The following is a 20,853-nucleotide window of genomic DNA, read 5'->3' as shown; positions in this document are numbered from 1 at the left end:
GGTGCCATGCTGAAACGGCTCCCGGATCCGCATATCGGCCTGCTCACTCCGCCCCTGAAGTTTCCTTTTGCACGCCAATATTTTAAGCTTGAAATAATTTTCAGCTGGTGGCAGGCTCATGCTCAACAAGACAAACGGAAGGGACTGCGGCAATGAAGATCCTGTGCCTGGGGGGCGGGCCTGCGGGGCTCTATTTTGCGATCTCGATGAAGCTGCGTGATGCGGCCCATGACATCACGGTGCTGGAGCGCAACAAGGCGAACGACACGTTCGGCTGGGGTGTGGTGTTGTCGGATGATGCACTGGGCAACATGGCCCGCAATGACCCCAAGAGCACGGAAGAGATCCGCGCCAACTTCTCCTACTGGGATGACATCGCCGTCGTGCACAACGGTGTGCGCACCGTCTCTGGCGGCCACGGCTTTGCCGGCATCGGCCGCAAGAAGCTGCTGATTATCCTGCAGGAGCGGGCGCGGGAGCTGGGTATCAAGCTCGAATTCCAGCAGGAGTTCAAGACCGCTGAAGATTACCGCAAGGATTATGACCTCGTGGTCGCCAGCGACGGCATCAACTCGCTGGTGCGGCGCGAATATGCCGATGTGTTCAAGCCCGATGTGGATCTGCGCCTGTGCAAGTTCATCTGGCTCGGCACGCACCAGAAGTTCGATGACGCCTTCACCTTCATCTTCGAGAAGACCGAGCACGGCTGGATGTGGGTGCATGCCTATCAGTTCGATGCCGACACGGCGACGGTGATCGTGGAATGCACGCAGGAGACCTGGGACCGCTTCGGGTTCGAGCACATGTCCAAGGAAGAGACCATCGAGACCTGCGAAAAGGTGTTCGCCGCACATCTCGGTGGCCACAAGCTCATGTCCAATGCGGCGCATCTGCGCGGCTCTGCCGTCTGGATGAACTTCCCGCGGGTGATCTGCGAGAAGTGGTATAACGGCAATGTGGTGCTGATGGGCGATGCAGCGGCGACTGGGCATTTCTCCATCGGCTCCGGCACGCGTCTGGCCTTTGACAGTGCCATTGCGCTGGCCACCTATCTCCACAGCGAAGACAATATGGAAGCGGCCTTCGAGCGCTATCAGGAAGAGCGCCGCATCGAGGTGCTGCGCCTGCAGTCTGCCGCCCGCAACTCGCTGGAATGGTTCGAGCAGGTGGAGCGCTATCTGGACCTTGATCCGGTGCAGTTCAACTATTCGCTGCTCACCCGCTCCCAGCGCATTTCCCACGAGAACCTGCGCCTGCGTGATCCGGAGTGGCTGCGCTCCGCTGAAGACTGGTTCCAGAAGCAGGCCGGCGGCCAGCCTGGCCGCACGCCGATGTTCGCTCCCTTCACGCTGCGCGGCATGCGGCTGGAGAACCGCATCGTCGTTTCGCCCATGGCCCAGTACAAGGCGGTGGACGGGGTGCCGGGCGACTGGCATCTGATCCATTATGCCGAGCGGGCCAAGGGCGGGGCAGGGCTTGTCTTCACCGAAATGACCTGCGTGTCGGCGGAAGGGCGCATCACTCCCGGCTGCCCCGGCCTCTATGCGCCGGAGCATGAGGCTGGCTGGAAGCGGCTGACGGATTTCGTCCATACGGAAACGGCAGCCAAGATCTGCTGCCAGATCGGCCATTCGGGCCGCAAGGGCTCGACGCAGGTTGGCTGGGAAGGGATGGACGCGCCGCTGCCGGACGGCAACTGGCCGCTGCTGTCCGCTTCCGCCATTGCCTGGTCCAAGGGCAATGCGGTGCCGAAGGCGATGGACCGGGCCGACATGGATCTGGTGCTCGGCCAGTTCGTCGAGGCGGCGAAGATGGCAGAGCGCGCCGGGTTCGACATGATCGAGCTGCATGCCGCCCACGGCTATCTCCTGTCCTCCTTCATCTCGCCGGTGTCGAACGTTCGGACCGATGAATATGGCGGCAGCCTTGAAAACCGCCTGCGCTATCCGCTGGAAGTCTTCCGCGCCATGCGTGGCGTCTGGCCGGAGCATAAGCCCATGTCCGTGCGCATCTCGGCCAATGACTGGGTGGGTGAGGCTGGTGTGACGCCGGACGAGGCGGTGGAAATCGCCCGGGCCTTCTCTGAAGCCGGTGCCGACATCATCGACGTCTCCGCCGGTCAGACGACGACGGACGCGCGCCCCATCTATGGCCGCATGTTCCAGACCCCGTTCTCCGACCGCATCCGCAACGAGGCAGGGCTGGCGACCATGGCGGTGGGCAATATCACAGAGGCCGATCAGGTGAACTCGATTCTGATGGCAGGCCGTGCCGATCTTGTCTGCCTTGCCCGTCCGCATCTGTCCGATCCCTACTGGACGCTGCATGCGGCGGTGGAGCAGGGCGACCGCAAGGCCAGCTGGCCGCTGCCGTATCTCGCCGGGCGTGACCAGGCCCTTCGCCTTGCCGAGCAGGCAAAAGCGAAGAAGGACGGCGCCAAGGCAGCAGGAGAGGTGATCCGGGCATGACGGTAGCAGGACGGCGTGTTCTCATCACGGGCGGTGGTACGGGCGCAGGGGCAGATCTGGCCCGCGGCTTCCATGCTGCCGGAGCGCAGGTCATCATCACCGGCCGGCGGGCAGAGCCGCTGCGGGCGGTGGCGGCTTCGCTGCCGGGCGTGCGGGCGCTGACGGCGGACGTGACAGATGAAGCTTCCGTGAAGGTGCTGTTCGAGGCTGCAGGCCCGGTGGATGTGGTGATTGCCAATGCGGGCGCTGCCGAAAGCGCCCCGTTTGGGCGCACGTCGCTGGATCAGTGGAATGCCATGCTGGCGGTGAACCTGACCGGCGTGTTCCTCACCTTCCGCGAGGGGCTCGCCCGGATGGACGGCTGGGGGCGGCTCATCGCCATTGCGTCCACCGCCGGGCTGAAAGGCTATCCCTATGTCGCGCCCTATGTGGCGGCCAAGCACGGGGTTGTCGGCCTTGTAAAGGCGCTGGCGCTGGAGGTGGCCCGCCGTCCGGTGACGGTCAACGCCATTTGCCCCGGCTTCCTCGACACGGAGATGACGGAACGCTCCGTGCAGAACATCATGGCCAAGACCGGCAAGAGCCGGGACGATGCCATGGCCGCCCTTGCGGACACCAATCCGCAGAAGCGCCTCATCACCCCGCAGGAGGTGACGGCCATGGCCCTTTATCTGTGCGCTGCCGGATCTGACGGGGTGAACGGGCAGGCAATGGCCATTTCGGGAGGCGAGGTATGAGCGCAGAGAAGGGAACCGCCTTGCAGGAAACGGAAGCAGCCTCCGTGCCGCTCTCCAAGCGCCGGCTGAAGACCTGGATCCGTATTCTCGGTGTCACCCGCATGGCGGAAGCGCATCTGCGTGAATTTCTGCGGGTGGAGCATGACACGACACTGCCGCGCTTCGATGTGATGGCCGCGCTCTACCGCCGCCGCGTGCCGCTGAGCATGAGCGAACTGTCGCGCCTGCTGCTCGTCTCCAACGGCAATGCCACCACGGTGGTGGACCGGCTGGAAAAGGACGGCCTCGTCCGCCGTGTGCCCTTCGAGGCGGACCGGCGCACGGTGCATGTGTCGCTGACGGACGAGGGGCTGGCGCAGTTCGAAAAGCTGGCCGCCGATCACGAGCGGGAGGTGGATCAGCTCTTCGCCAGGCTGACGGACGCGGACCTGGACGCGCTCAAGGACATATTGAAGAAACTCGGGAAGGACGCGCAATGACCGCTCTGGCTGATCTGAAGCCCCGGCACTTTCTCTGGCAGGTGAAGGACCGCATCGCCCGCGTCAGCCTCAACCGTCCCGACCGCAAGAACCCGCTGACCTTCGACAGCTATGCCGAGCTGCGCGACACCTTCCGCGCCCTCGTCTATGCCGAGGACGTGGATGTGGTGGTCTTCACCTCCAATGGGGGCAACTTCTGCTCCGGCGGGGATGTGCATGATATCATCGGCCCGCTGGTCGGGCTCGACATGAAGGGCCTGCTCGCCTTCACCCGCATGACCGGTGATCTGGTGAAGGCCATGATAGGCTGCGGCAAGCCCATCATCGCGGCGGTGGATGGTGTGTGCGTTGGGGCCGGGGCGATCATTGCCATGGCCAGCGACCTGCGGCTGGCAACGCTGGAGGCCAAGACAGCTTTCCTCTTCACCCGCGTTGGCCTTGCGGGCTGCGACATGGGCGCCTGCGCCATGCTGCCGCGCATCATCGGACAGGGCCGGGCGGCGGAACTGCTCTACACCGGCCGCACCATGAGCGCAGCCGAGGGCGAGCGCTGGGGCTTCTTCAATGCCTTGCACGAGGCGGACAAGCTGGAAGAGGAAGCCATGGCGCTGGCAGCAAGGCTTGCCTCCGGGCCTGTGTTTGCCCATGGCATCACCAAGACCCAGCTGAACCAGGAATGGAACATGGGGCTGGAACAGGCCATCGAGGCGGAAGCGCAGGCACAGGCGATCTGCATGCAGACGCAGGATTTCGCCCGCGCCTACCATGCCTTCGTCGCCAAGCAGAAGCCGGTTTTCGAGGGCAACTGAGATGGCCGACCGCTCTTTCCTCTCCTGGCCCTTTTTTGAGACCCGCCACCGCGAGCTGGCCGAGGCGCTGGATGCCTGGTGCGCCGCCCATCTGCATGTGGACCATGCCGACACGGACGAGGCCTGCCGCACGCTGGTGCGCGATCTGGGGCAGGCCGGCTGGCTGCGCCACTCAGGGGCAGGCGAGGGCGAGACGCTGGATGTGCGCAGCCTCTGCCTCATCCGCGAAACGCTGGCCCGGCATGATGGCCTGGCCGATTTTGCCTTTGCGATGCAGGGGCTGGGCATGGGGGCAGTGTCCCTGTTCGGCACGGCGGAGCAGCGCAAGTGGCTGGAGCGTACCCGTGCCGGCACTGTGATCAGCGCCTTTGCCCTGACGGAGCCGGGCTCCGGTTCGGATGTGGCCAACAGCACCGCAGCGGCAGAGGCCGTTCCGGGCGGCTTCATCCTGACCGGCGAGAAGACCTACATCTCCAACGGCGGCATTGCCGATCTCTACGTCGTGTTTGCCCGCACCGGCGAAGCGCCGGGGGCCAAGGGGCTTTCCGCCTTCCTGCTGCCTGCGGACACGCCGGGGCTGGAGATCGTCGAGCGCATCGCGGTGATGGCCCCCCATCCGCTGGCGCATCTGCGTTTCAACAGCATCCGCCTGCCGGAGACGGCACTGATCGGCAAGCGCGGGGACGGCTTCAAGATCGCCATGTCGGTGCTGGACGTGTTCCGCTCCACTGTCGGTGCAGCGGCGCTGGGCTTTGCCCGCCGTGCACTGGAAGAGGCTTTGGCGCGCGTGCGCCAGCGCCAGCTTTTCGGCGCGCCTCTGTCCGAACTGCAGATGGTGCAAGGGCATATCGCCGATATGGCTCTGGATGTGGATGCCTCGGCGCTGCTGGTCTACCGCGCTGCCTGGACCAAGGACATGGGCGCAGCCCGCGTCAGCCGCGAGGCGGCGATGGCCAAGCTGCATGCGACGGAAGCGGCCCAGCGCGTCATCGACACGGCCCTGCAGCTGCATGGCGGCGACGGCGTGCGCAAGGGCTTTGCCGTGGAAAGCCTTTACCGCGAGATCCGCGCCCTGCGCATCTATGAGGGCGCCAGCGACGTGCAGAAGATCGTCATCGCCCGCGCCGCGCTGGGCGAGGCGCGCTGAGCGAACCGGAATTGGAATGCAATCGGCGGGGCGGATGGCCCCGCAGGAAGACGGGAAGGCCACATGACACAGACAACGGCAGATGCCTCCACCGGCGAAAGTCCGCACGCGTTCTTGAACCCGCGCAACTGGAAGCCCGCCAAGGGCTATTCCAACGGCGTCGCCGCGAGCGGCCGCATTCTTTTCCTTGGCGGGCTCATCGGCTGGAACGGCCAGCAGGAATTCGAGGCGAAGGACTTCACCGGACAGGTGGAACAGACGCTGAAGAACATCGTCGAGGTGCTGCGCGAGGGCGGGGCCGGGCCGGAGCATCTGGTGCGGATGACCTGGTACGTCACCGACAAGCAGCTTTATCTCGCCAGCCTGCGCGATGTGGGCGCCGTCTACCGCAAGGTGCTCGGCAAGCACTTTCCGGCCATGGCGCTGGTGCAGGTGGCCGGCCTCGTGGAAGACGAGGCGCTGGTGGAGATCGAGGCAACCGCCGTGGTGCCGGAGTGATCCGCATGCGCGGATCGTGAAATTCGGGAAGACGACGCTCAGGAACAAGACAAGGCGGCTCAAGGGAAAACCCGCTTCCGCAAAAAGGAAGAGCCGCAGGTCCGCGACAGCGGGCAACCATCCAGGGGATTGATGATGACAGCTGTGCTGAAACTGGGCCCGAGTGCCCATGTGGATACATTCACCCGGGACAACCTGCCGCCCGTGGAACTGTGGCCGGAGCTGAAGCTTGAGGGCTTCGACTACCCGGACTACCTCAACGCGGGCGTCGAGCTGACCGACCGCATGGTGGAAAAGGGCTTCGGCGACCATGTGGCGCTGATCGGCAATGGCCGCCAGCGCACCTACAAGGAACTGGCCGACTGGACGAGCCGCATCGCCCATGCGCTGGTCGAGGATTATGGCGTGAAGCCGGGCAACCGGGTGCTGATCCGCTCGGCCAACAATCCGGCCATGGTGGCCTGCTGGCTGGCGGCGACCAAGGCCGGTGCCGTGGTGGTCAACACCATGCCGATGCTGCGGGCGGGGGAACTGGCCAAGATTGTCGACAAGGCTGAGATCACGGTGGCCCTGTGCGACACGCGGCTGATGGACGAGATGGCCGCCTGCGCCAAGGATTCTGCCTACCTCAAGACCGTGATCGGCTTTGACGGCACCGCCAATCATGATGCGGAGCTGGACCGGGCCGCGCTGGGCAAGCCGGTGCGCTTTGAAGCCGTGAAGACGGGCCGCGATGACGTGGCGCTGCTGGGTTTCACCTCGGGAACCACGGGTGATCCCAAGGCGACCATGCACTTCCACCGGGACATCCTGATCATCGCGGACGGCTATGCCCGCGAGGTTCTGGGCGTGACGCCGGACGACGTGTTCGTCGGCTCCCCGCCGCTCGCCTTCACCTTCGGCCTTGGCGGCCTTGCCGTGTTCCCGCTGCGCTTTGGGGCGGCTGCTGCGCTGCTGGAGACCGCCTCGCCGCCGAACCTCATCGAGATCATCCAGAAATACCGCGCCACGGTCTGCTTCACGGCACCCACCGCCTACCGGGTGATGCTGAAGGCGATGGACGAGGGCGCGGACCTCTCCAGCCTGCGTGCCGCCGTCTCGGCGGGCGAAACGCTGCCGGCACCAGTCTATGAGGAGTGGATGGCCAAGACCGGCAAGCCGATGCTGGACGGCATCGGCGCCACGGAAATGCTGCATATCTTCATTTCCAACCGCTTCGGCGACAGCCACCCGGCCTGCACCGGCCGCCCCGTCACCGGCTACGAGGCGCGGATCGTTGATGATCTGGGCTGTGAGATGCCGCGTGGCGAGGTGGGGCGTCTGGCTGTGCGCGGTCCGACCGGGTGCCGCTATCTCTCCGACAGCCGCCAGGCCGGCTACGTGCACGAGGGCTGGAATATCACCGGGGATGCCTTCTGGCAGGACGAGCAGGGCTACTTCCACTTTGCCGCCCGCAACGACGACATGATCATTTCCGCCGGTTACAACATCGCAGGTCCCGATGTGGAAGCGGCGCTTCTGTCCCATCCCGACGTGCTGGAATGCGCCGTCATCGGCGCACCGGACGAGGAGCGCGGGCAGATCGTTGAAGCCCATGTGGTGCTGAGCGCCGGCGTCGAGCCGGATGCAGCCACCGTCAAGCGCCTGCAGGACCACGTGAAGGCAACCATCGCGCCCTACAAATACCCCCGCCGGATCCTCTTCACCGATGCCCTGCCCAAGACGCAGACCGGCAAGATCCAGCGGTTCCGGCTGAAGGAGGCGAGCTGAAGGGAAGGGGCTGAGGCCAGCCCCTTATCCCGCCGCCAGACGTCTGAGGGCGCGGGTCAGGTGCTCGATGAAGGCCTGTGCGGCAGGGGTGGGCATGCGGTCGCGGGATTTCAGCAGCATGATCTCGCGGGTGATGACCGGCTCTTCCAGGGGCAGGGCGCGAATGCCGGGCCCGCGCACGGCGGCGCGCGCATAGGCGGGCAGGACGGCAACGCCAAGCCCTGCCTCCACCAGCGCCAGAGCGGTGGTGATCTGCGTTACCTCGAAGCTGATCCGGGGCTCGATCCGCACACTTTCATAGCCCACTTCCACCAGCAGGCGGATGCCGGAGTCCCGCGTCAGCGTCACCAGCGGCGCCTCGGCAAGGCCGGACCAGACCGCACTGTCCCTTGCGGCAAAAGCACTGTCCTCCCGGCAGAACAGCATCAGGCTGTCCCGCACCAGCGGCTGGCGCTCGATGTCATCGCCTGCCGGGGGAAACGTTCCGACGGCGCAGTCGGCCCTGCCGCTGCGCACGGCCTCCAGGATCTGCTCGGTGCCCACATCGGACAATTGCACGGCAATGCCGGGAGAGGATGCCTGAAAGCTGGCGATCACCTGCGGCAGCACGAAGCTGGCGAGAAGCGGTGGGGCCGCCACGCGCAGCTTGCCGCGCCGCCGGTCTGCCAGCATGTGCAGGCCCTCAACCGCATGTTCCAGATCTTCCAGCACCTTGGCGGACGAATGGCGGAACTCTTCGCCTGCGGCCGTCAGCTCCACCCGCCGGGTCGTGCGGTCGAACAGGCGCACGCCAAGATCGGCCTCCAGATCCTTGACGGACTGAGACAATGCCGGCTGGGCGGTGTTGAGGCGCTTGGCGGCGAGAGAGAAGCTGCCAGCCTCCGCCACGGCGAGAAAGCTCTGGATCTGCTTCAGGGTGATTTTCATGGAGGCACTCCGCCACCGGTCTGATTGATATGAAATCCAGTATAAATTTATCAGATAAATCTGTCTTGATGATAATTCAGCTTTCGCCGATCCTGCCTTCAACACGCTTTGCCCTTTGGCCTCACGGTCTGTGGGCGAGGGCGAAAGAGCCAAGGAACAGAAGGCCCCATCATGCAAGACTATCCGGACCTCCAGCTCTATATCGGCGGCGCATGGCGCAAGACCGGCGAGACCTTGCGCGTGATCAACCCGGCAACCGGACAAGAGACCGGCAGGCTGCCCGTTGCGGCCACGGCAGATCTGGATGACGCGCTGGAGGCGGCAGCAAAAGGCTTTGCCGTGTGGCGGCGCACCGCGCCGATGGAGCGGGCGCGGATCATCCGCACGGCGGCCGCTCTGCTGCGCGAGCGGATCGGGACAATCGCTGCCGATATCACCCGCGAACATGGCAAGCCGTTGCAGCAGGCGAAGCTGGAAGTGATCCGCGGCGCGGAGTTCTTCGAGTGGGATGCCGGCGAGGCCGAACGGCTCTATGGCCGGGTTATCCCAAGTGAGCCGGGCATCCGCTATATCGTCCACCACCAGCCCATCGGCACGGTGGCGGCCTTCTCGCCCTGGAATTTTCCGCTCAGCCAGCCTGCACGCAAAGTGGCAGGTGCGCTCGCTTCCGGCTGCTCCATCATCCTGAAGGCGGCAGAGGAAACGCCCGCCGGTGCCTGGCACATCGCCCGCGCCTTCCACGATGCGGGCCTGCCTGCGGGTGTGCTGAATCTTGTATTCGGCGTTCCGGCGCAGATTTCCGAGTATCTCATTCCCAAGCCGCAGGTGCGCCTTGTCGCCTTCACCGGCTCCACGGTGGTGGGCAAGCATCTGACGGGCATCGCCGCCCGCCACGCCAAGCCGGTGCTGATGGAACTGGGCGGCCATGCGCCGGTGATCGTCTGCGAGGATGCGGATGCGCAGAAGGCGGGCACCGTTTCCGCCATCCGCAAGGCCCGCAATGCCGGTCAGGTCTGCACCTCGCCCACCCGTTTCTTTGCGCATGAAAGTGTATTTGGCGCCTATCGCGACGCCTTCGTTGCCCGCGCCAGGGCGGTGAAGATGGGCAATGGCCTTGCTCCGGAGACGGAAATGGGCCCAACCGCCAATCACCGCCGGGTAGAGGCGATGGAAATGCTGGTGGCCGATGCGCTGGCCAAGGGGGCGAAGCTTCTGTGCGGCGGAGAGCGGCCCAAGGGGCCAGGTTACTTCTATCCGGTCACGGTCCTTTCGGAAGTGCCCGATGATGCCCGTGTCATGCAGGAAGAGCCTTTCGGCCCGCTGGCGGTGATCAATCCCGTCCGCTCGCTGGATGAGGCGATTGCCCGGGCAAACAGCGTGCCCTACGGCCTTGCCGCCTATGCCTTCACCCACTCCGCCGCCAACGTGGACCGCATCACCGATGAGGTGGAGGCGGGCAATGTGTCCATCAACACGCTGGAAGCCTCGGTGGCTGCGACGCCCTTCGGCGGGGTCAAGGAAAGCGGCTTTGGCCGTGAGGGCGGGGCGGAAGGCATCCTGCATTACACGGTGGTGAAGACCGTTTCCCACCGCATGGAGATCTGACGGCCAAAGCAGCCGTCCTTCGCAACTTTGCCCCTCGGCGGGCATCTGCCCGAAAGGCAATGAGGATGAAATACACACGCAAGGACGCCAAGGCGCATGCTTTTGCCACCATGCGCGGCATCTGGGCAGCGGCCCTGATGCCGTTCCGGGAAGATCTGTCCATCGATGAGGACGGCTTCCGCGCCAACATGAACCACTGGATCGATGACCTTGGCATCGATGGCTTCTTCATCGCCGGAAAGCAGGGCGAGTTCTTCTCCATGTCCGTGGACGAGCGCAAGCGCTGCTTTGATCTGGCGGTCGAGGCGGCAGGCGGGCGGGCGCAGACGATCATGTCCTGCTCGGACCAGAACATGGACGTGGTGATTGATCTTGCCCGCCATGCGCAGGCCTGCGGCGCGGACTATATCGTCGTCCACGCGCCCATCCTGCATTTCTTCAAGGCGCAGGACGAGACGCTGCTGCGCTATTACGAAACCATCGCCTCGAAGGTGGATATCGGCATCGCGCTCTGGTCCCACCCGGACAGCGGCTATCTGATGAGCCCGGAACTGTGCAACCGGCTGGCGGATATCGAGACGGTGGTGGCGATCAAATATTCCGTGCCGCGCGAGATGTACAAAAAACTGAACGCGCTCGCCGGAGACCGCATTCTCGTCTCCACCGCCTCGGAGGAGGAGTGGCTCGACAACATTCTGGAGCTGAACTGGCAGCTCTATCTGTGCTCGTCGCCGCCCTACCTGCTGCAGACAGCCGCCGACAGGCGGATGCGCGCCTACACGGATCTTGCCTTTGCAGGCAAGGCGGAAGAGGCGCGGGCGCTGCGCGATTCCCTTGAGCCGGTCCGCCGGGCGCTCAAGGACACGCGTCCTGCCGAAAAGCCCCATGCCCACCAGAAATACTGGCAGGACCTGCTGGGCCAGACCGGCGGACGGGTGCGCCCGCCCATGCTGGAACTGACCGAAGACGAGAAGGCCCGCACACGGGCAGCATTTGACGCCTGCGGGCTCAGGCTGGATGATGGCGCCGCAAGTCCTCCTGATCCCGCGTCCCGCTACCCCAAAATGACAAGAGCGGTCTGAAGACCCTGAGGAGAAAGGCAATGGCCAGATTGAAAGCCTTCAATTTCCAGAAGTGGATCGACGAGCACAAGCACCTGCTGAAGCCGCCGGTCGGCAACCAGATGGTGTTCAAGGACGCGGACCTGATGGTCACTGTCGTCGGCGGGCCGAACAAGCGCACCGACTATCACGATGATCCGGTTGAGGAATTCTTCTATCAGCTGAAGGGCGACATGCTGCTGAAGCTCTATGACGGGGAAGAGTTCTACGACGTGCCGATCCGGGAAGGGGATGTGTTCCTGCTGCCGCCGCATGTGCGCCACTCGCCCCAGCGCCCGCAGGAAGGCTCCATCGGCCTCGTCATCGAACCGGCCCGCCCGGAAGGGGCGCTGGATGCGGTGGAGTGGTACTGTTTCGAGTGCAAGGCGCTGGTGCACCGGGCCGAGGTGGATCTGGAGTCGATCGTTGACGACCTGCCGCCGATCTACAAGGCCTTCTATGCGGATGAGGCCAAGCGCACCTGCCCGAAATGCGGCACCATCCACCCCGGCAAGGAGCCGCCTGCAGGTTGGGTCAATCTGTAAATGTTTTAGGCTTGAAATATTTCTGGACCCTGTGCAAGCTGGGTCCCGGAAAAAAGATCAAGACTGGAGCTGACCAAAGATGGCAGCATCCGGCTGGCTGCCGCAAGGCGACAACAGAGGGTGAAGACATGAAGAAGAGACTGTTTCTGGCCGCAGCGGGCATCGCTGCGCTGATGAGCGGCACTGCCCTGGCGCAGGATCCGTTGAAGATCGGCATGATCACGACCCTGTCCGGCCCCGGCGGCTATCTCGGTCAGGACATCCGCGACGGCATGCTACTGGCCATCGAAATGGAAGGCGGCAAGCTGGGAGGCGTTCCGGTCGAGCTGGTTGTCGAGGATGATGGCCTGAAGCCGGGTAACGGCCGCCAGATCGCCGAAAAGTTCATGAACGACGACGGCATGAAGCTGCTCACCGGCATTGTCTTCTCCAACGTCGCCGGCGCCACCGTGCCCGATATCGTCAACAATGACGCGATTTATATTTCCCCGAACGCCGGCCCGTCCAACCTTGCCGGTGCTGAGTGCCACGAGAACTATTTCGTCGTGTCCTGGCAGAATGATGCCCTGCACGAGGCAGCCGGTGCCGCAGCCAAGAAGCTCGGTTTCAACAAGGCTTTCGTGCTGGCGCCGAACTATCAGGCGGGCAAGGACGCCATCAACGGCTTCAAGCGCACCTTCGGCGGTGAGATCGTTGGCGAGGTCTACACCCAGCTCGACCAGACCGATTTCGCCTCGGAAATGGCCCAGATCCGCGCGGCCGATCCGGAAGTGGTGTTCCAGTTCCATCCGGGCGGCCTCGGCATCGCCTTCCTGAAGCAGTATGCGCAGGCTGGCCTGAACGGCCAGATCCCGATGGTTCTGTCCGAGCCTTCCACCGACGCGGTGGTGCTGAACGCGGTGGGCGACGCTGCCATTGGCATCTTTGCGACGGCCCACTGGAACCGTGACTTCACCAACGACGCAAACCTTGAGTTCGTTGAGGCCTGGGATAAGAAATATAACCGTCCCATCACCTATTACGCCTCTCAGGGGTATGACACGGCCAAGCTGATTTCCTCCGCTTTGGCCAAGACCGGCGGCCTGGACGATATCGGCAAGTTCCGCGAAGCTGTCCGCGCTGCGGACTTCAAGAGCGTGCGCGGCGAGTTCAAGTTCGGCCCGAACCAGCATCCGGTGCATGACTGGTATCTGCTGGACATCGTTGCCGGTCCGGATGGCAAGCCAGTGGCCGTCACCAAGGACAAGCTCCTTGAAGACTATGGCGACGCCTACGCTGATCAGTGCAAGATGTAAGCTGACAGGTTGGGCGCGGCGGGGGGCTCCGCCGCGCCGGATCTGTTTCACGGCGCAAGCGCGCATCCGGTTCCTGGCCTGACCCTCAGGCCTGCCGGGTGCAGCCAGCCGGACGTCCGCCATGGGCGCCGGAGTGCACCTCTGTGCCTTGCCAGTCATAGTTCTGACAATCACCGGACGGGCGGATGATCCTAGTACTCGAGCAATTGTTGAACGGCCTTCAGTACGGCGTCATGCTGTTTCTGCTGGCGGCCGGGCTGACGCTGATTTTTGGCATCATGGGGGTGATCAACCTCGCCCATGGGTCGCTCTACATGGTGGGCGCCTATGCGGGCACCTGGGTCGCGGGGGAGACGGGCAGCTTCTGGCTCGGCATTCCCGCAGCCCTTGGCGCCGCTGCCCTCACCGGCCTTGCCATCGAGGCGCTGGTGATCCGCAAGCTCTACAGCCGCGATCATCTGGACCAGGTGCTGGCGACCTTCGCGCTCATTCTGATGTTCAACCAGATCATCGTCATGCTGTTCGGCCGCTCGCCGGTCTTCACGCTGCTTCCCTCCGGCTTCGATGGATCGGTGGAACTGCTGCCGGGGCTTTACTATCCACCGTACCGGCTGCTGATCATCGGCACGGGGCTTCTGGTGGCGGTGGGGCTCTATTTCCTCATCAACCGCACCCGCATCGGCATGCTGGTCCGGGCTGGCTCGACAAACCGCGAGATGGTGCGGGCGCTCGGCGTTGATATCCGCCTGCTCTACACGGTGGTCTTCGGCCTCGGTGCGCTGCTGGCGGGGCTCGCCGGCTATATGGCCGGGCCGATCCTGGCCGTTCAGGTGGGCATGGGCGAGCAGATCCTGCTGGCGACCTTTGTTGTGGTCGTCATCGGCGGGGTCGGATCGATCCGGGGCGCATTCGTGGCGGGCATCAGTCTTGGTGTTATCGACACCTGCCTGCGCGCCTTCCTGCCGGGCCTTCTGCGCAATTTCATGGCCGGGCCGGAAGCCGATGCGCTCGGCACCGGCATCTCGTCGATGGGGATCTACCTGCTGATGGCCCTTGTCCTTCTTGTCCGGCCCAAGGGCCTGTTTGCAGCGGGGTCGTGATGCGCAAGCCTATCCTTGCCCTTCTGCTCATCGTCTTTCTTGCTGCCATTCCCACGCTCACGGCCGAATTCGGCCAGGCCTCGCTGCTGGCGCTGGCAACACGCATTCTCATCTATGGCATGGCCGCTGCCAGCCTCAACTTCGTGCTCGGCTATGGTGGCATGGTCAGTTTCGGACACGCCGCCTTCTTCGGCATCGGCGCCTATGTGGTGGGCATTCTCGCCACCCACCATTCCAGCGGCGAGCCGCTGTTCGGCTTCATTCCCGGCACAGACCAGATGCTGATCACCCTGCCTCTGGCGGTTCTGGTGGCCGGGCTCTTCGCGGCGGTCATCGGCTCGCTGTCGCTGCGTACCGGCGGCGTGCAGTTCATCATGATCACGCTCGCCTTTGCGCAGATGCTGTTCTTCCTGTTCGTTTCGCTGAAGGCCTATGGCGGCGAGGACGGCATCATCATCCGCCGCAGCAACGAGCTGCCGGGGCTCAACATGCGCGACAGGGCCACCTTCTATTACGTGGTGCTGGCCATAACCGTCCTGTTCTTCTTCGGCCTGCGCCGCCTGACGCAGTCGAGCTTCGGTGCGGTGATCTCCGGCATCCGCCAGAACGAGCGGCGCATGGCTGCCCTCGGTATTCCGGCCTACCGTTACAAGCTCTACGCCTTCGTGCTGTCGGGCATGGGTGCGGGGCTTGCCGGGGCGCTGATGGCCAATTTCCTGCGCTTTGCCTCGCCGGACATGATGCACTGGACCAAATCGGGCGAGCTGATGATCATGGTCATCCTCGGCGGCACCGGCACCCTGTTCGGCCCCTTCCTCGGTGCAGGCGCCTTCCTGGTGCTGGAAACATTCCTCGCGCAATGGTCCGAGCATTGGCCTCTGGCGCTCGGCCTGATCCTTCTGCTGCTGGTGCTGGGCACGCGCGGCGGCCTGCAGGCCCTCATCGCCCGCGTGTCACGTCTTGTCCGGGGAGGCGGCCAATGAGCGTCATCCTGTCCATCGATGGGCTGGTGAAAACCTTCGGCGGCCTGATTGCCACCGATCACGTCAGCCTTGATGTGCGCGAGGGCGAGATCCACGCCCTCATCGGCCCGAACGGGGCGGGCAAGTCCACCCTGATCAACCAGCTCTGCGGCGAACTTGTCTCCGATGAGGGCTCCATCAGGCTGGCGGGGCAGGAAATTTCTGGTCTCAAGGTGCCGGAGCGCGTGGCTCTCGGCCTTGGCCGCACCTTCCAGATCACCAGCCTGCTCGACGAGATGACCGTGCTCGAGAACATCGGCATGGCGGTCCAGGTGCGCGAGGGCCACAATTTCCGCATCTTCGATCTCGTCCGCGGCCGCCGTTCCGTCTGGGCCGAAGCGGAGGAGCGGGTGGCATCCAGCGGCCTTGCCGGGCGGGGCAGGGTGCGCGTGTCGGACCTCTCCCATGGCGAGAAGAAGCAGCTGGAACTGCTGGTGGCCCTTGCCATGAAGCCGCGCCTCTTGCTCTTGGACGAACCTATGGCTGGTCTCGGCCATGTGGAAAGTCAGGCCATGATCGGCATGCTGAACGAGACCCGCAAGAGCGCTGCGATGCTGCTGGTTGAGCATGACATGGAGGCGGTCTTTGCGCTTGCCGACCGTATCTCTGTGCTCGTCTATGGCCGCATCATCGCCAGCGGCACGGTGGACGGGATCCGCAACAATCCGGCCGTGCGTGAGGCCTATCTCGGAGCGGAGGACGAACTGTGCTGAGCGTCTCCAACCTTCAGGCCGCCTATGGCAAGAGCCAGGTTCTGTTCGACATCAACCTTGAGATCCGCGAGGGCGAGGTGGTGACGCTCATGGGCCGCAACGGCATGGGCAAGACCACCACCGTCCGCTGCATCATGGGGCTTCTGGCCCCGCGCGGCGGCGCCATCCAGTTCGAGGGCGTGGCCACCGCAGGCCTTGCACCGGAGCGCATTGCCCGGCTGGGGGCAGGCCTGGTGCCGGAAGGGCGCCAGATCTTCCCCACGCTGAATGTGCGCGAGAACCTTGTCGCCACCGCCTCCAACCGGCTGAAGCGCAAGGACCCGTGGACGCTGGAGCGGGTCTATGACCTGTTTCCCCGCCTCAGGGAACGGGCGCATCAGATGGCAGCCACCCTGTCCGGTGGCGAGCAGCAGATGCTGGCCGTGGGCCGCGCGCTGATGACCAATCCGCGCCTTCTGATCCTTGACGAGGCGACCGAAGGGCTTGCTCCGGTCATCCGCACGGAAATCTGGCACTGCATCGAGCACCTGAAGCGCGAGGGGCAGTCGATCCTGCTGATCGACAAGAACCTGTCGGTTCTCAAGCGCCTTGCCGACCGGCACTATGTGGTCGAGAAAGGCCGTACGGTCTGGAGCGGGACGGGAGAGGACATGGACCGGGACGCAGAACAGGTGCAGGCCTATGCAGGGCTCTGAGCTCGCCGTTGCCCTCATCGGCTGGGGCGCCATCGCCCGCCGGGTGGCGGCGGTTCTGGCTGAGCGCAAGGCGCCAGTCCGCATTGTTGCGGTTGCGACCCGTGATGCCGCTGCAGATCTTGCGGGGCTGCCGGACGGATGCCGCCACATCAGTTCCCCGGAAGAACTGGCGGACAGGGCAGGGCAGAGGCCGGGCCTCGTGCTGGAAGCCGCAGGGCGGGAGAGTGTCGCCCCGTTTGGCCGCGCTGCCCTTGCTGCCGGAATGGACTTTGCCGTGTCCTCGACATCGGCCTTCGTGGAGGGGGCTCTGCTGGACGAACTGCTGGCGCTGGCCGCAGGCACCGGTGCCCAGGTCCTCGTGCCCCCCGGCGCACTCGGCGGCATTGATGCGCTGGCCGCAGCTTCCCGGCTGGGACTGGATCATGTGCGCCACGAGATCATCAAGCCCCCGGCCGCCTGGCAGGGCACGTCCGCCGTGGCGGTCTGTGATCTCAATAACCTCACCTCGGCCCACACCTTCTTCACCGGCACCGCCCGGCAAGCGGCTGCCGCCTACCCGCAAAATGCCAATGTTGCCGTCATCTCCGCCATGGCCGGGCTCGGCCTCGACCGGACGGAAGTGGCGCTGGTGGCAGACCCGGCGGCTGCCGGCAATGCTCACCGCCTCACGGCCAGCGGTGCCTTCGGCAGCATGGAGCTGATGCTGACCAACAAGCCGCTCGCCTCCAATCCGAAATCCTCCGAAATGACCGCCCTGTCGCTGGTGCGCCTGATCGAGAACCGCGCGGGCGCGCTGGTGCTCTGACGCGAGCGGTGCCGCAGCTTCTGCTTGAAGGAGTTGAGCCATGTCCGACGTTCCTGCTACTGCCACGACTTTGATTGCCGAAGGCGCCTGGCCGCGCGACCGGCTGGACGCGGATTACACCGCGAAAAACTGCGTCACACCCGAGCGGTTTGCGCAGATCATCGCGGAGTACGGCAACCGCTCCCGCCCGGCCAAGGCCATGGCTGGGGCAAGGCTCGATCTGGTCTATGACGGGCAGAGCGGGGAAAAGCTCGATCTTTACGGCACCCGTGCGGGTGAACTGCGGCCTCTGCTGATCTTCATCCATGGCGGCTACTGGCGGGCACTGTCGAAGGACCAGTCGGCCTTCATGGCACCGTTGCTGGCCGGCCTTGGCATTGCCACCGCCGTGCCGGATTACACACTCGCTCCCGCCGTTTCGCTCACCGAAATCACCCGCCAGATGCGCGCGGCCCTTGCCTGGCTCTGGCATCAGGCGGAAAGCCTCGGCATCGACCGCAACCGCATTGTGGTCACCGGCAGCTCCGCCGGCGGGCATCTGGCCGGAACCCTGATGATGAACGGCTGGCAGCAGGATTTTGATCTGCCGGGGCAGGTGCTGAAAGGCGCGCTGCCGCTCAGCGGCCTGTTCGAGCTGGCGCCCATTGCCGGAAGCCATGTGCAGGACTGGATGAGCCTGACGCCGCAGGAGGTTGAAGCCCTCAGCCCCTTGCGCGCACCGGCAGGCGCGCCTGCCTCGGTGATTGCGGTGGCAGAGCACGAGGTTTCCGGTTTCCACCGCCAGACCCGCGCCTATGCCACGGCGCTCGGTGCTCCGGAACTGGTGGTGCAGGGCCGCAATCATTTCGACATCGTCTTTGATCTGTGCGATCCGGCGAGCGGCCTTTCCGCCGCAATGATGCGCCTGTTGCGGTAGCCTCTACTTCTTTTGGCCAATTTGCACCGCAGCATCTCACGAAGCCGCCACAAATCCGCTACAGTTTGCAATTGCAGGTGATGCGGGCAGGTGATTTGCGGCACGGCGCAGGGTGGGGGCATCCGGCGTCAGGCGAGGAGAATGACGGTGCGGCTGAGTCAGGTTCTGGCGGGTGGGTTTCTGAAAAGCGGATTTCTGGCAGGGACGGGGCGTGCGGCCTGCGGCGCCGTTGCGGCTGCGATGCTCGGCGGCTTTGCCGGCATGGGCGAAGCCCGCGCGCTCGGCAGCTGTCTGGAGCGGCTGAAGAGTGATGCAGTGGCAGCCGGTGTGCGCCCCGAGATCGCCTCCCGCATGCTCGACGGAGCCAAGACGGACGAGCGCGTCCTGCGCTTCTCCACCAGCCAGCCGGAATATGAAACGCCGATCTGGGACTATATGGCGACCCTGGTGGATGAAGAGCGCATCCGTGACGGCAAGGCCCTGCTGCAGCAGCATAAGACAGTGCTGGCTGCCGTTGAAAAGGCCTATGGCGTCGAGGCGCATGTGGTCGTCGCCGTCTGGGGCATCGAGAGCGACTTCGGCAAGTCCATGGGCGATTTCTACACGCCTCACGCCTTGGCGAACCTTGCCTGTGCCGGCAGCCGCCGCTCCAAATATTTCCGCGACGAGCTGATCAAGACGCTGCAGATTGCCAGCCGGGGCGATGTGCCGCCGGAGAAGTTCATCGGCTCCTGGGCCGGGGCCTTCGGCCAGACCCAGTTCATGCCCACCACCTATATCCGCCTTGCCGTGGATTTTGACGGCGATGGCCGCAAGGATCTGGTTGGCACGACCGCCGATGCGCTGGCGTCCACTGCCAATTTCCTCAAGGATGCGGGCTGGCAGCAGGGACGGCCCTGGGGCTATGAGGTGCGCCTGCCGAAGGACTACAAGGGACCCGTTGGCCGCCAGGAAAAGGCGAGCCTCGACAACTGGGCCCGGCGCGGCATCCGCCGCCTCGATGGCAAGCCCCTGTCCGGCAGCACAGAGGCGGGGCTGATCCGGCCCGCAGGTGCCAATGGCCCGGCCTTCCTCGTCACCCGTAATTTCGATGCGCTGTTCTCCTACAACGCCTCGCAATCCTATGGCCTTGCGATTGCGCTTTTGTCGCAGCTGATCTCGGGCGGAGAGCCCTTCATGGCAGCCTGGCCAACGGATGATCCGGGTCTCTCACGGGCCAAGCGATTGGAATTGCAGAAGCTTCTTGCGCGCGGCGGGTTCTATGACGGCGAAGTTGACGGCCGCGTTGGCCCGGCAACCCGTGAGAGTATCAAGAAGGCGGAACAAAACTTTGGCTTGCCTGTGACGGGCAGACCGGGTTACCGCATCTATCAGGCGCTTGGCGGCCAGTAGGTTGCCGTAGATTGCTTGTGCGGGGGCAGGAATGACCGGACATATTCTGACAGTCGCCCAGCAGAAGGGTGGATCGGGCAAGACCACCCTGACCGCGCATGTGGCATCCGGGTTCCTGAACGGCATCGTCACGGGACTGCCCAAGGGGCTGAGGGTCGCCATTCTGGATGTGGACCCGCAGGGCTCGCTCGGCACCTGGTATGAAGCGCGTGAGCGCAAGCTGGGTGAGGAGACGACCGGCATCACCCTGCGCACCGCCAGCGGCTGGGGCGCGCGGCGTGAGGCCAAGGCGCTCGCCCGCGACCATGATTTCGTCATCATCGACACGCCGCCGAAGACGGATGTGGACGCAAGGCCGGCCATTGATGCGGCCGAACTGGTGCTTGTGCCGGTGCAGCCGACCCCGGTGGACCTTTGGGCCACGGGCCAGACCTTTCAGATGGCAAAGCGCGAGGATACACCGGCCTTCCTGATCCTCAACCGGGTGCCGCCGCGTGCGGCCCTGACGGTGGATGTGGAAGAGGCGATCCGGGCGCAGGGGCTGGAGCGGCTGGCGCCGATGCTCGGCAACCGCACCGGTTTTGCTGCTTCCATGGGCGAGGGGCTGACCGTGTTCGAGACCGATCCGCGCGGCAAGGCGGCCGCGGAAGCTGCCAGCCTGATGCAGGCCATCGCTGCGCTGCTTGGTCCGAAGGCCGACTAACGGACGGACCCGTTCAGCCGCGCTCTTCGAGTGTCTCACATCAGCCATGCCATCGCCCAAAATGTGATCTGCATCGCTTGACGTGGAGGGCGTCCTGCCGCGATGCTCCCGATGGATTTTTTGAGGT

At 64.6% G+C, this 20,853-nt stretch carries 20 protein-coding genes; 19 read left to right on the top strand and 1 reads right to left on the bottom strand.

The genetic code is table 11. The annotated features are described in order from the left end of the window. The first annotated feature begins 152 nt into the window (after positions 1–152). The 7 genes from ASC48_RS09705 (at position 153) to ASC48_RS09675 (ending at position 7,908) form a co-directional block, all read left to right on the top strand. On the top strand, positions 153–2,468 hold the full coding sequence (locus tag ASC48_RS09705) for a bifunctional salicylyl-CoA 5-hydroxylase/oxidoreductase (RefSeq protein WP_055455566.1): 2,316 nt from the start codon (positions 153–155) through the stop codon (positions 2,466–2,468). Further along, positions 2,465–3,205: an SDR family NAD(P)-dependent oxidoreductase gene (locus ASC48_RS09700; RefSeq protein WP_055455565.1), complete on the top strand. Its 741-nt coding sequence runs from the start codon at positions 2,465–2,467 to the stop codon at positions 3,203–3,205. The genes ASC48_RS09705 and ASC48_RS09700 overlap by 4 nt, the downstream gene beginning before the upstream one ends. Beyond that, complete coding sequence (locus tag ASC48_RS09695; protein WP_055455564.1) at positions 3,202–3,684, top strand: MarR family winged helix-turn-helix transcriptional regulator; 483 nt, start codon at positions 3,202–3,204, stop codon at positions 3,682–3,684. Before ASC48_RS09700 ends, ASC48_RS09695 begins: the two co-directional genes overlap by 4 nt. Next, positions 3,681–4,493, top strand: a complete 813-nt coding sequence (locus ASC48_RS09690) for an enoyl-CoA hydratase family protein (protein ID WP_055455563.1) — start codon at positions 3,681–3,683, stop codon at positions 4,491–4,493. The genes ASC48_RS09695 and ASC48_RS09690 overlap by 4 nt, the downstream gene beginning before the upstream one ends. Before the next feature lies 1 nt (position 4,494). Then, positions 4,495–5,640 (top strand): acyl-CoA dehydrogenase family protein, encoded by a 1,146-nt coding sequence (locus ASC48_RS09685; protein ID WP_055455562.1) that lies wholly within the window; start codon positions 4,495–4,497, stop codon positions 5,638–5,640. A gap of 63 nt (positions 5,641–5,703) precedes the next feature. After that, the gene (locus tag ASC48_RS09680) at positions 5,704–6,138 is read left to right on the top strand and encodes a RidA family protein (RefSeq protein ID WP_055455561.1); all 435 of its coding nucleotides are present in this window, start codon (positions 5,704–5,706) and stop codon (positions 6,136–6,138) included. Between the two features lie 135 nt (positions 6,139–6,273). Then, a complete protein-coding gene (locus ASC48_RS09675) occupies positions 6,274–7,908 on the top strand; it encodes an AMP-binding protein (RefSeq protein WP_055455692.1) in 1,635 nt (544 codons plus the stop codon). 24 nt (positions 7,909–7,932) lie between these two features. On the opposite strand, the gene ASC48_RS09670 is transcribed toward ASC48_RS09675, so the two are convergent. Further along, a complete protein-coding gene (locus tag ASC48_RS09670) occupies positions 7,933–8,835 on the bottom strand; it encodes a LysR family transcriptional regulator (RefSeq protein ID WP_055455560.1) in 903 nt (300 codons plus the stop codon). Between the two features lie 171 nt (positions 8,836–9,006). On the opposite strand from ASC48_RS09670, the gene ASC48_RS09665 reads away from it, so the two are divergent. The 12 genes from ASC48_RS09665 (at position 9,007) to parA (ending at position 20,726) form a co-directional block, all read left to right on the top strand. After that, a complete protein-coding gene (locus ASC48_RS09665; protein ID WP_055455559.1) occupies positions 9,007–10,440 on the top strand; it encodes an NAD-dependent succinate-semialdehyde dehydrogenase in 1,434 nt (477 codons plus the stop codon). Between the two features lie 65 nt (positions 10,441–10,505). Then, positions 10,506–11,522 carry a dihydrodipicolinate synthase family protein gene (locus tag ASC48_RS09660; RefSeq protein WP_055455558.1) on the top strand — a complete coding sequence of 339 codons (1,017 nt, stop codon included), beginning with the start codon at positions 10,506–10,508 and terminating at the stop codon, positions 11,520–11,522. A 20-nt stretch (positions 11,523–11,542) separates the two neighbouring features. Continuing rightward, positions 11,543–12,085, top strand: a complete 543-nt coding sequence (locus ASC48_RS09655; protein WP_019962580.1) for a 3-hydroxyanthranilate 3,4-dioxygenase — start codon at positions 11,543–11,545, stop codon at positions 12,083–12,085. A gap of 128 nt (positions 12,086–12,213) precedes the next feature. After that, positions 12,214–13,380 (top strand): ABC transporter substrate-binding protein, encoded by a 1,167-nt coding sequence (locus ASC48_RS09650; RefSeq protein ID WP_055455557.1) that lies wholly within the window; start codon positions 12,214–12,216, stop codon positions 13,378–13,380. A gap of 185 nt (positions 13,381–13,565) precedes the next feature. Beyond that, positions 13,566–14,480 (top strand): branched-chain amino acid ABC transporter permease, encoded by a 915-nt coding sequence (locus ASC48_RS09645; RefSeq protein ID WP_055455556.1) that lies wholly within the window; start codon positions 13,566–13,568, stop codon positions 14,478–14,480. Beyond that, complete coding sequence (locus ASC48_RS09640) at positions 14,480–15,463, top strand: branched-chain amino acid ABC transporter permease (RefSeq protein ID WP_055455555.1); 984 nt, start codon at positions 14,480–14,482, stop codon at positions 15,461–15,463. The genes ASC48_RS09645 and ASC48_RS09640 overlap by 1 nt, the downstream gene beginning before the upstream one ends. Beyond that, on the top strand, positions 15,460–16,215 hold the full coding sequence (locus ASC48_RS09635) for an ABC transporter ATP-binding protein (protein WP_055455554.1): 756 nt from the start codon (positions 15,460–15,462) through the stop codon (positions 16,213–16,215). Before ASC48_RS09640 ends, ASC48_RS09635 begins: the two co-directional genes overlap by 4 nt. Beyond that, positions 16,209–16,910 carry an ABC transporter ATP-binding protein gene (locus tag ASC48_RS09630; RefSeq protein ID WP_019962575.1) on the top strand — a complete coding sequence of 234 codons (702 nt, stop codon included), beginning with the start codon at positions 16,209–16,211 and terminating at the stop codon, positions 16,908–16,910. Before ASC48_RS09635 ends, ASC48_RS09630 begins: the two co-directional genes overlap by 7 nt. Beyond that, on the top strand, positions 16,897–17,715 hold the full coding sequence (locus ASC48_RS09625; protein ID WP_055455553.1) for an aspartate dehydrogenase: 819 nt from the start codon (positions 16,897–16,899) through the stop codon (positions 17,713–17,715). Before ASC48_RS09630 ends, ASC48_RS09625 begins: the two co-directional genes overlap by 14 nt. Before the next feature lie 40 nt (positions 17,716–17,755). Further along, positions 17,756–18,631: an alpha/beta hydrolase gene (locus tag ASC48_RS09620; RefSeq protein WP_055455552.1), complete on the top strand. Its 876-nt coding sequence runs from the start codon at positions 17,756–17,758 to the stop codon at positions 18,629–18,631. Between the two features lie 141 nt (positions 18,632–18,772). Beyond that, complete coding sequence (locus ASC48_RS09615; protein WP_244270037.1) at positions 18,773–20,023, top strand: lytic murein transglycosylase; 1,251 nt, start codon at positions 18,773–18,775, stop codon at positions 20,021–20,023. Positions 20,024–20,054: 31 nt separating this feature from the next. Further along, positions 20,055–20,726 (top strand): ParA family partition ATPase, encoded by a 672-nt coding sequence (parA, locus tag ASC48_RS09610; protein WP_055455551.1) that lies wholly within the window; start codon positions 20,055–20,057, stop codon positions 20,724–20,726. Positions 20,727–20,853: the final 127 nt, after the last annotated feature.

The organism is Pannonibacter indicus, from assembly GCF_001418225.1.
In the GTDB taxonomy this organism is placed as follows: Bacteria; Pseudomonadota; Alphaproteobacteria; order Rhizobiales; family Stappiaceae; genus Pannonibacter; species Pannonibacter indicus.
Note: the sequence above shows the minus strand (reverse complement) of the source record. Positions and strands in the feature narration are given on the sequence as shown.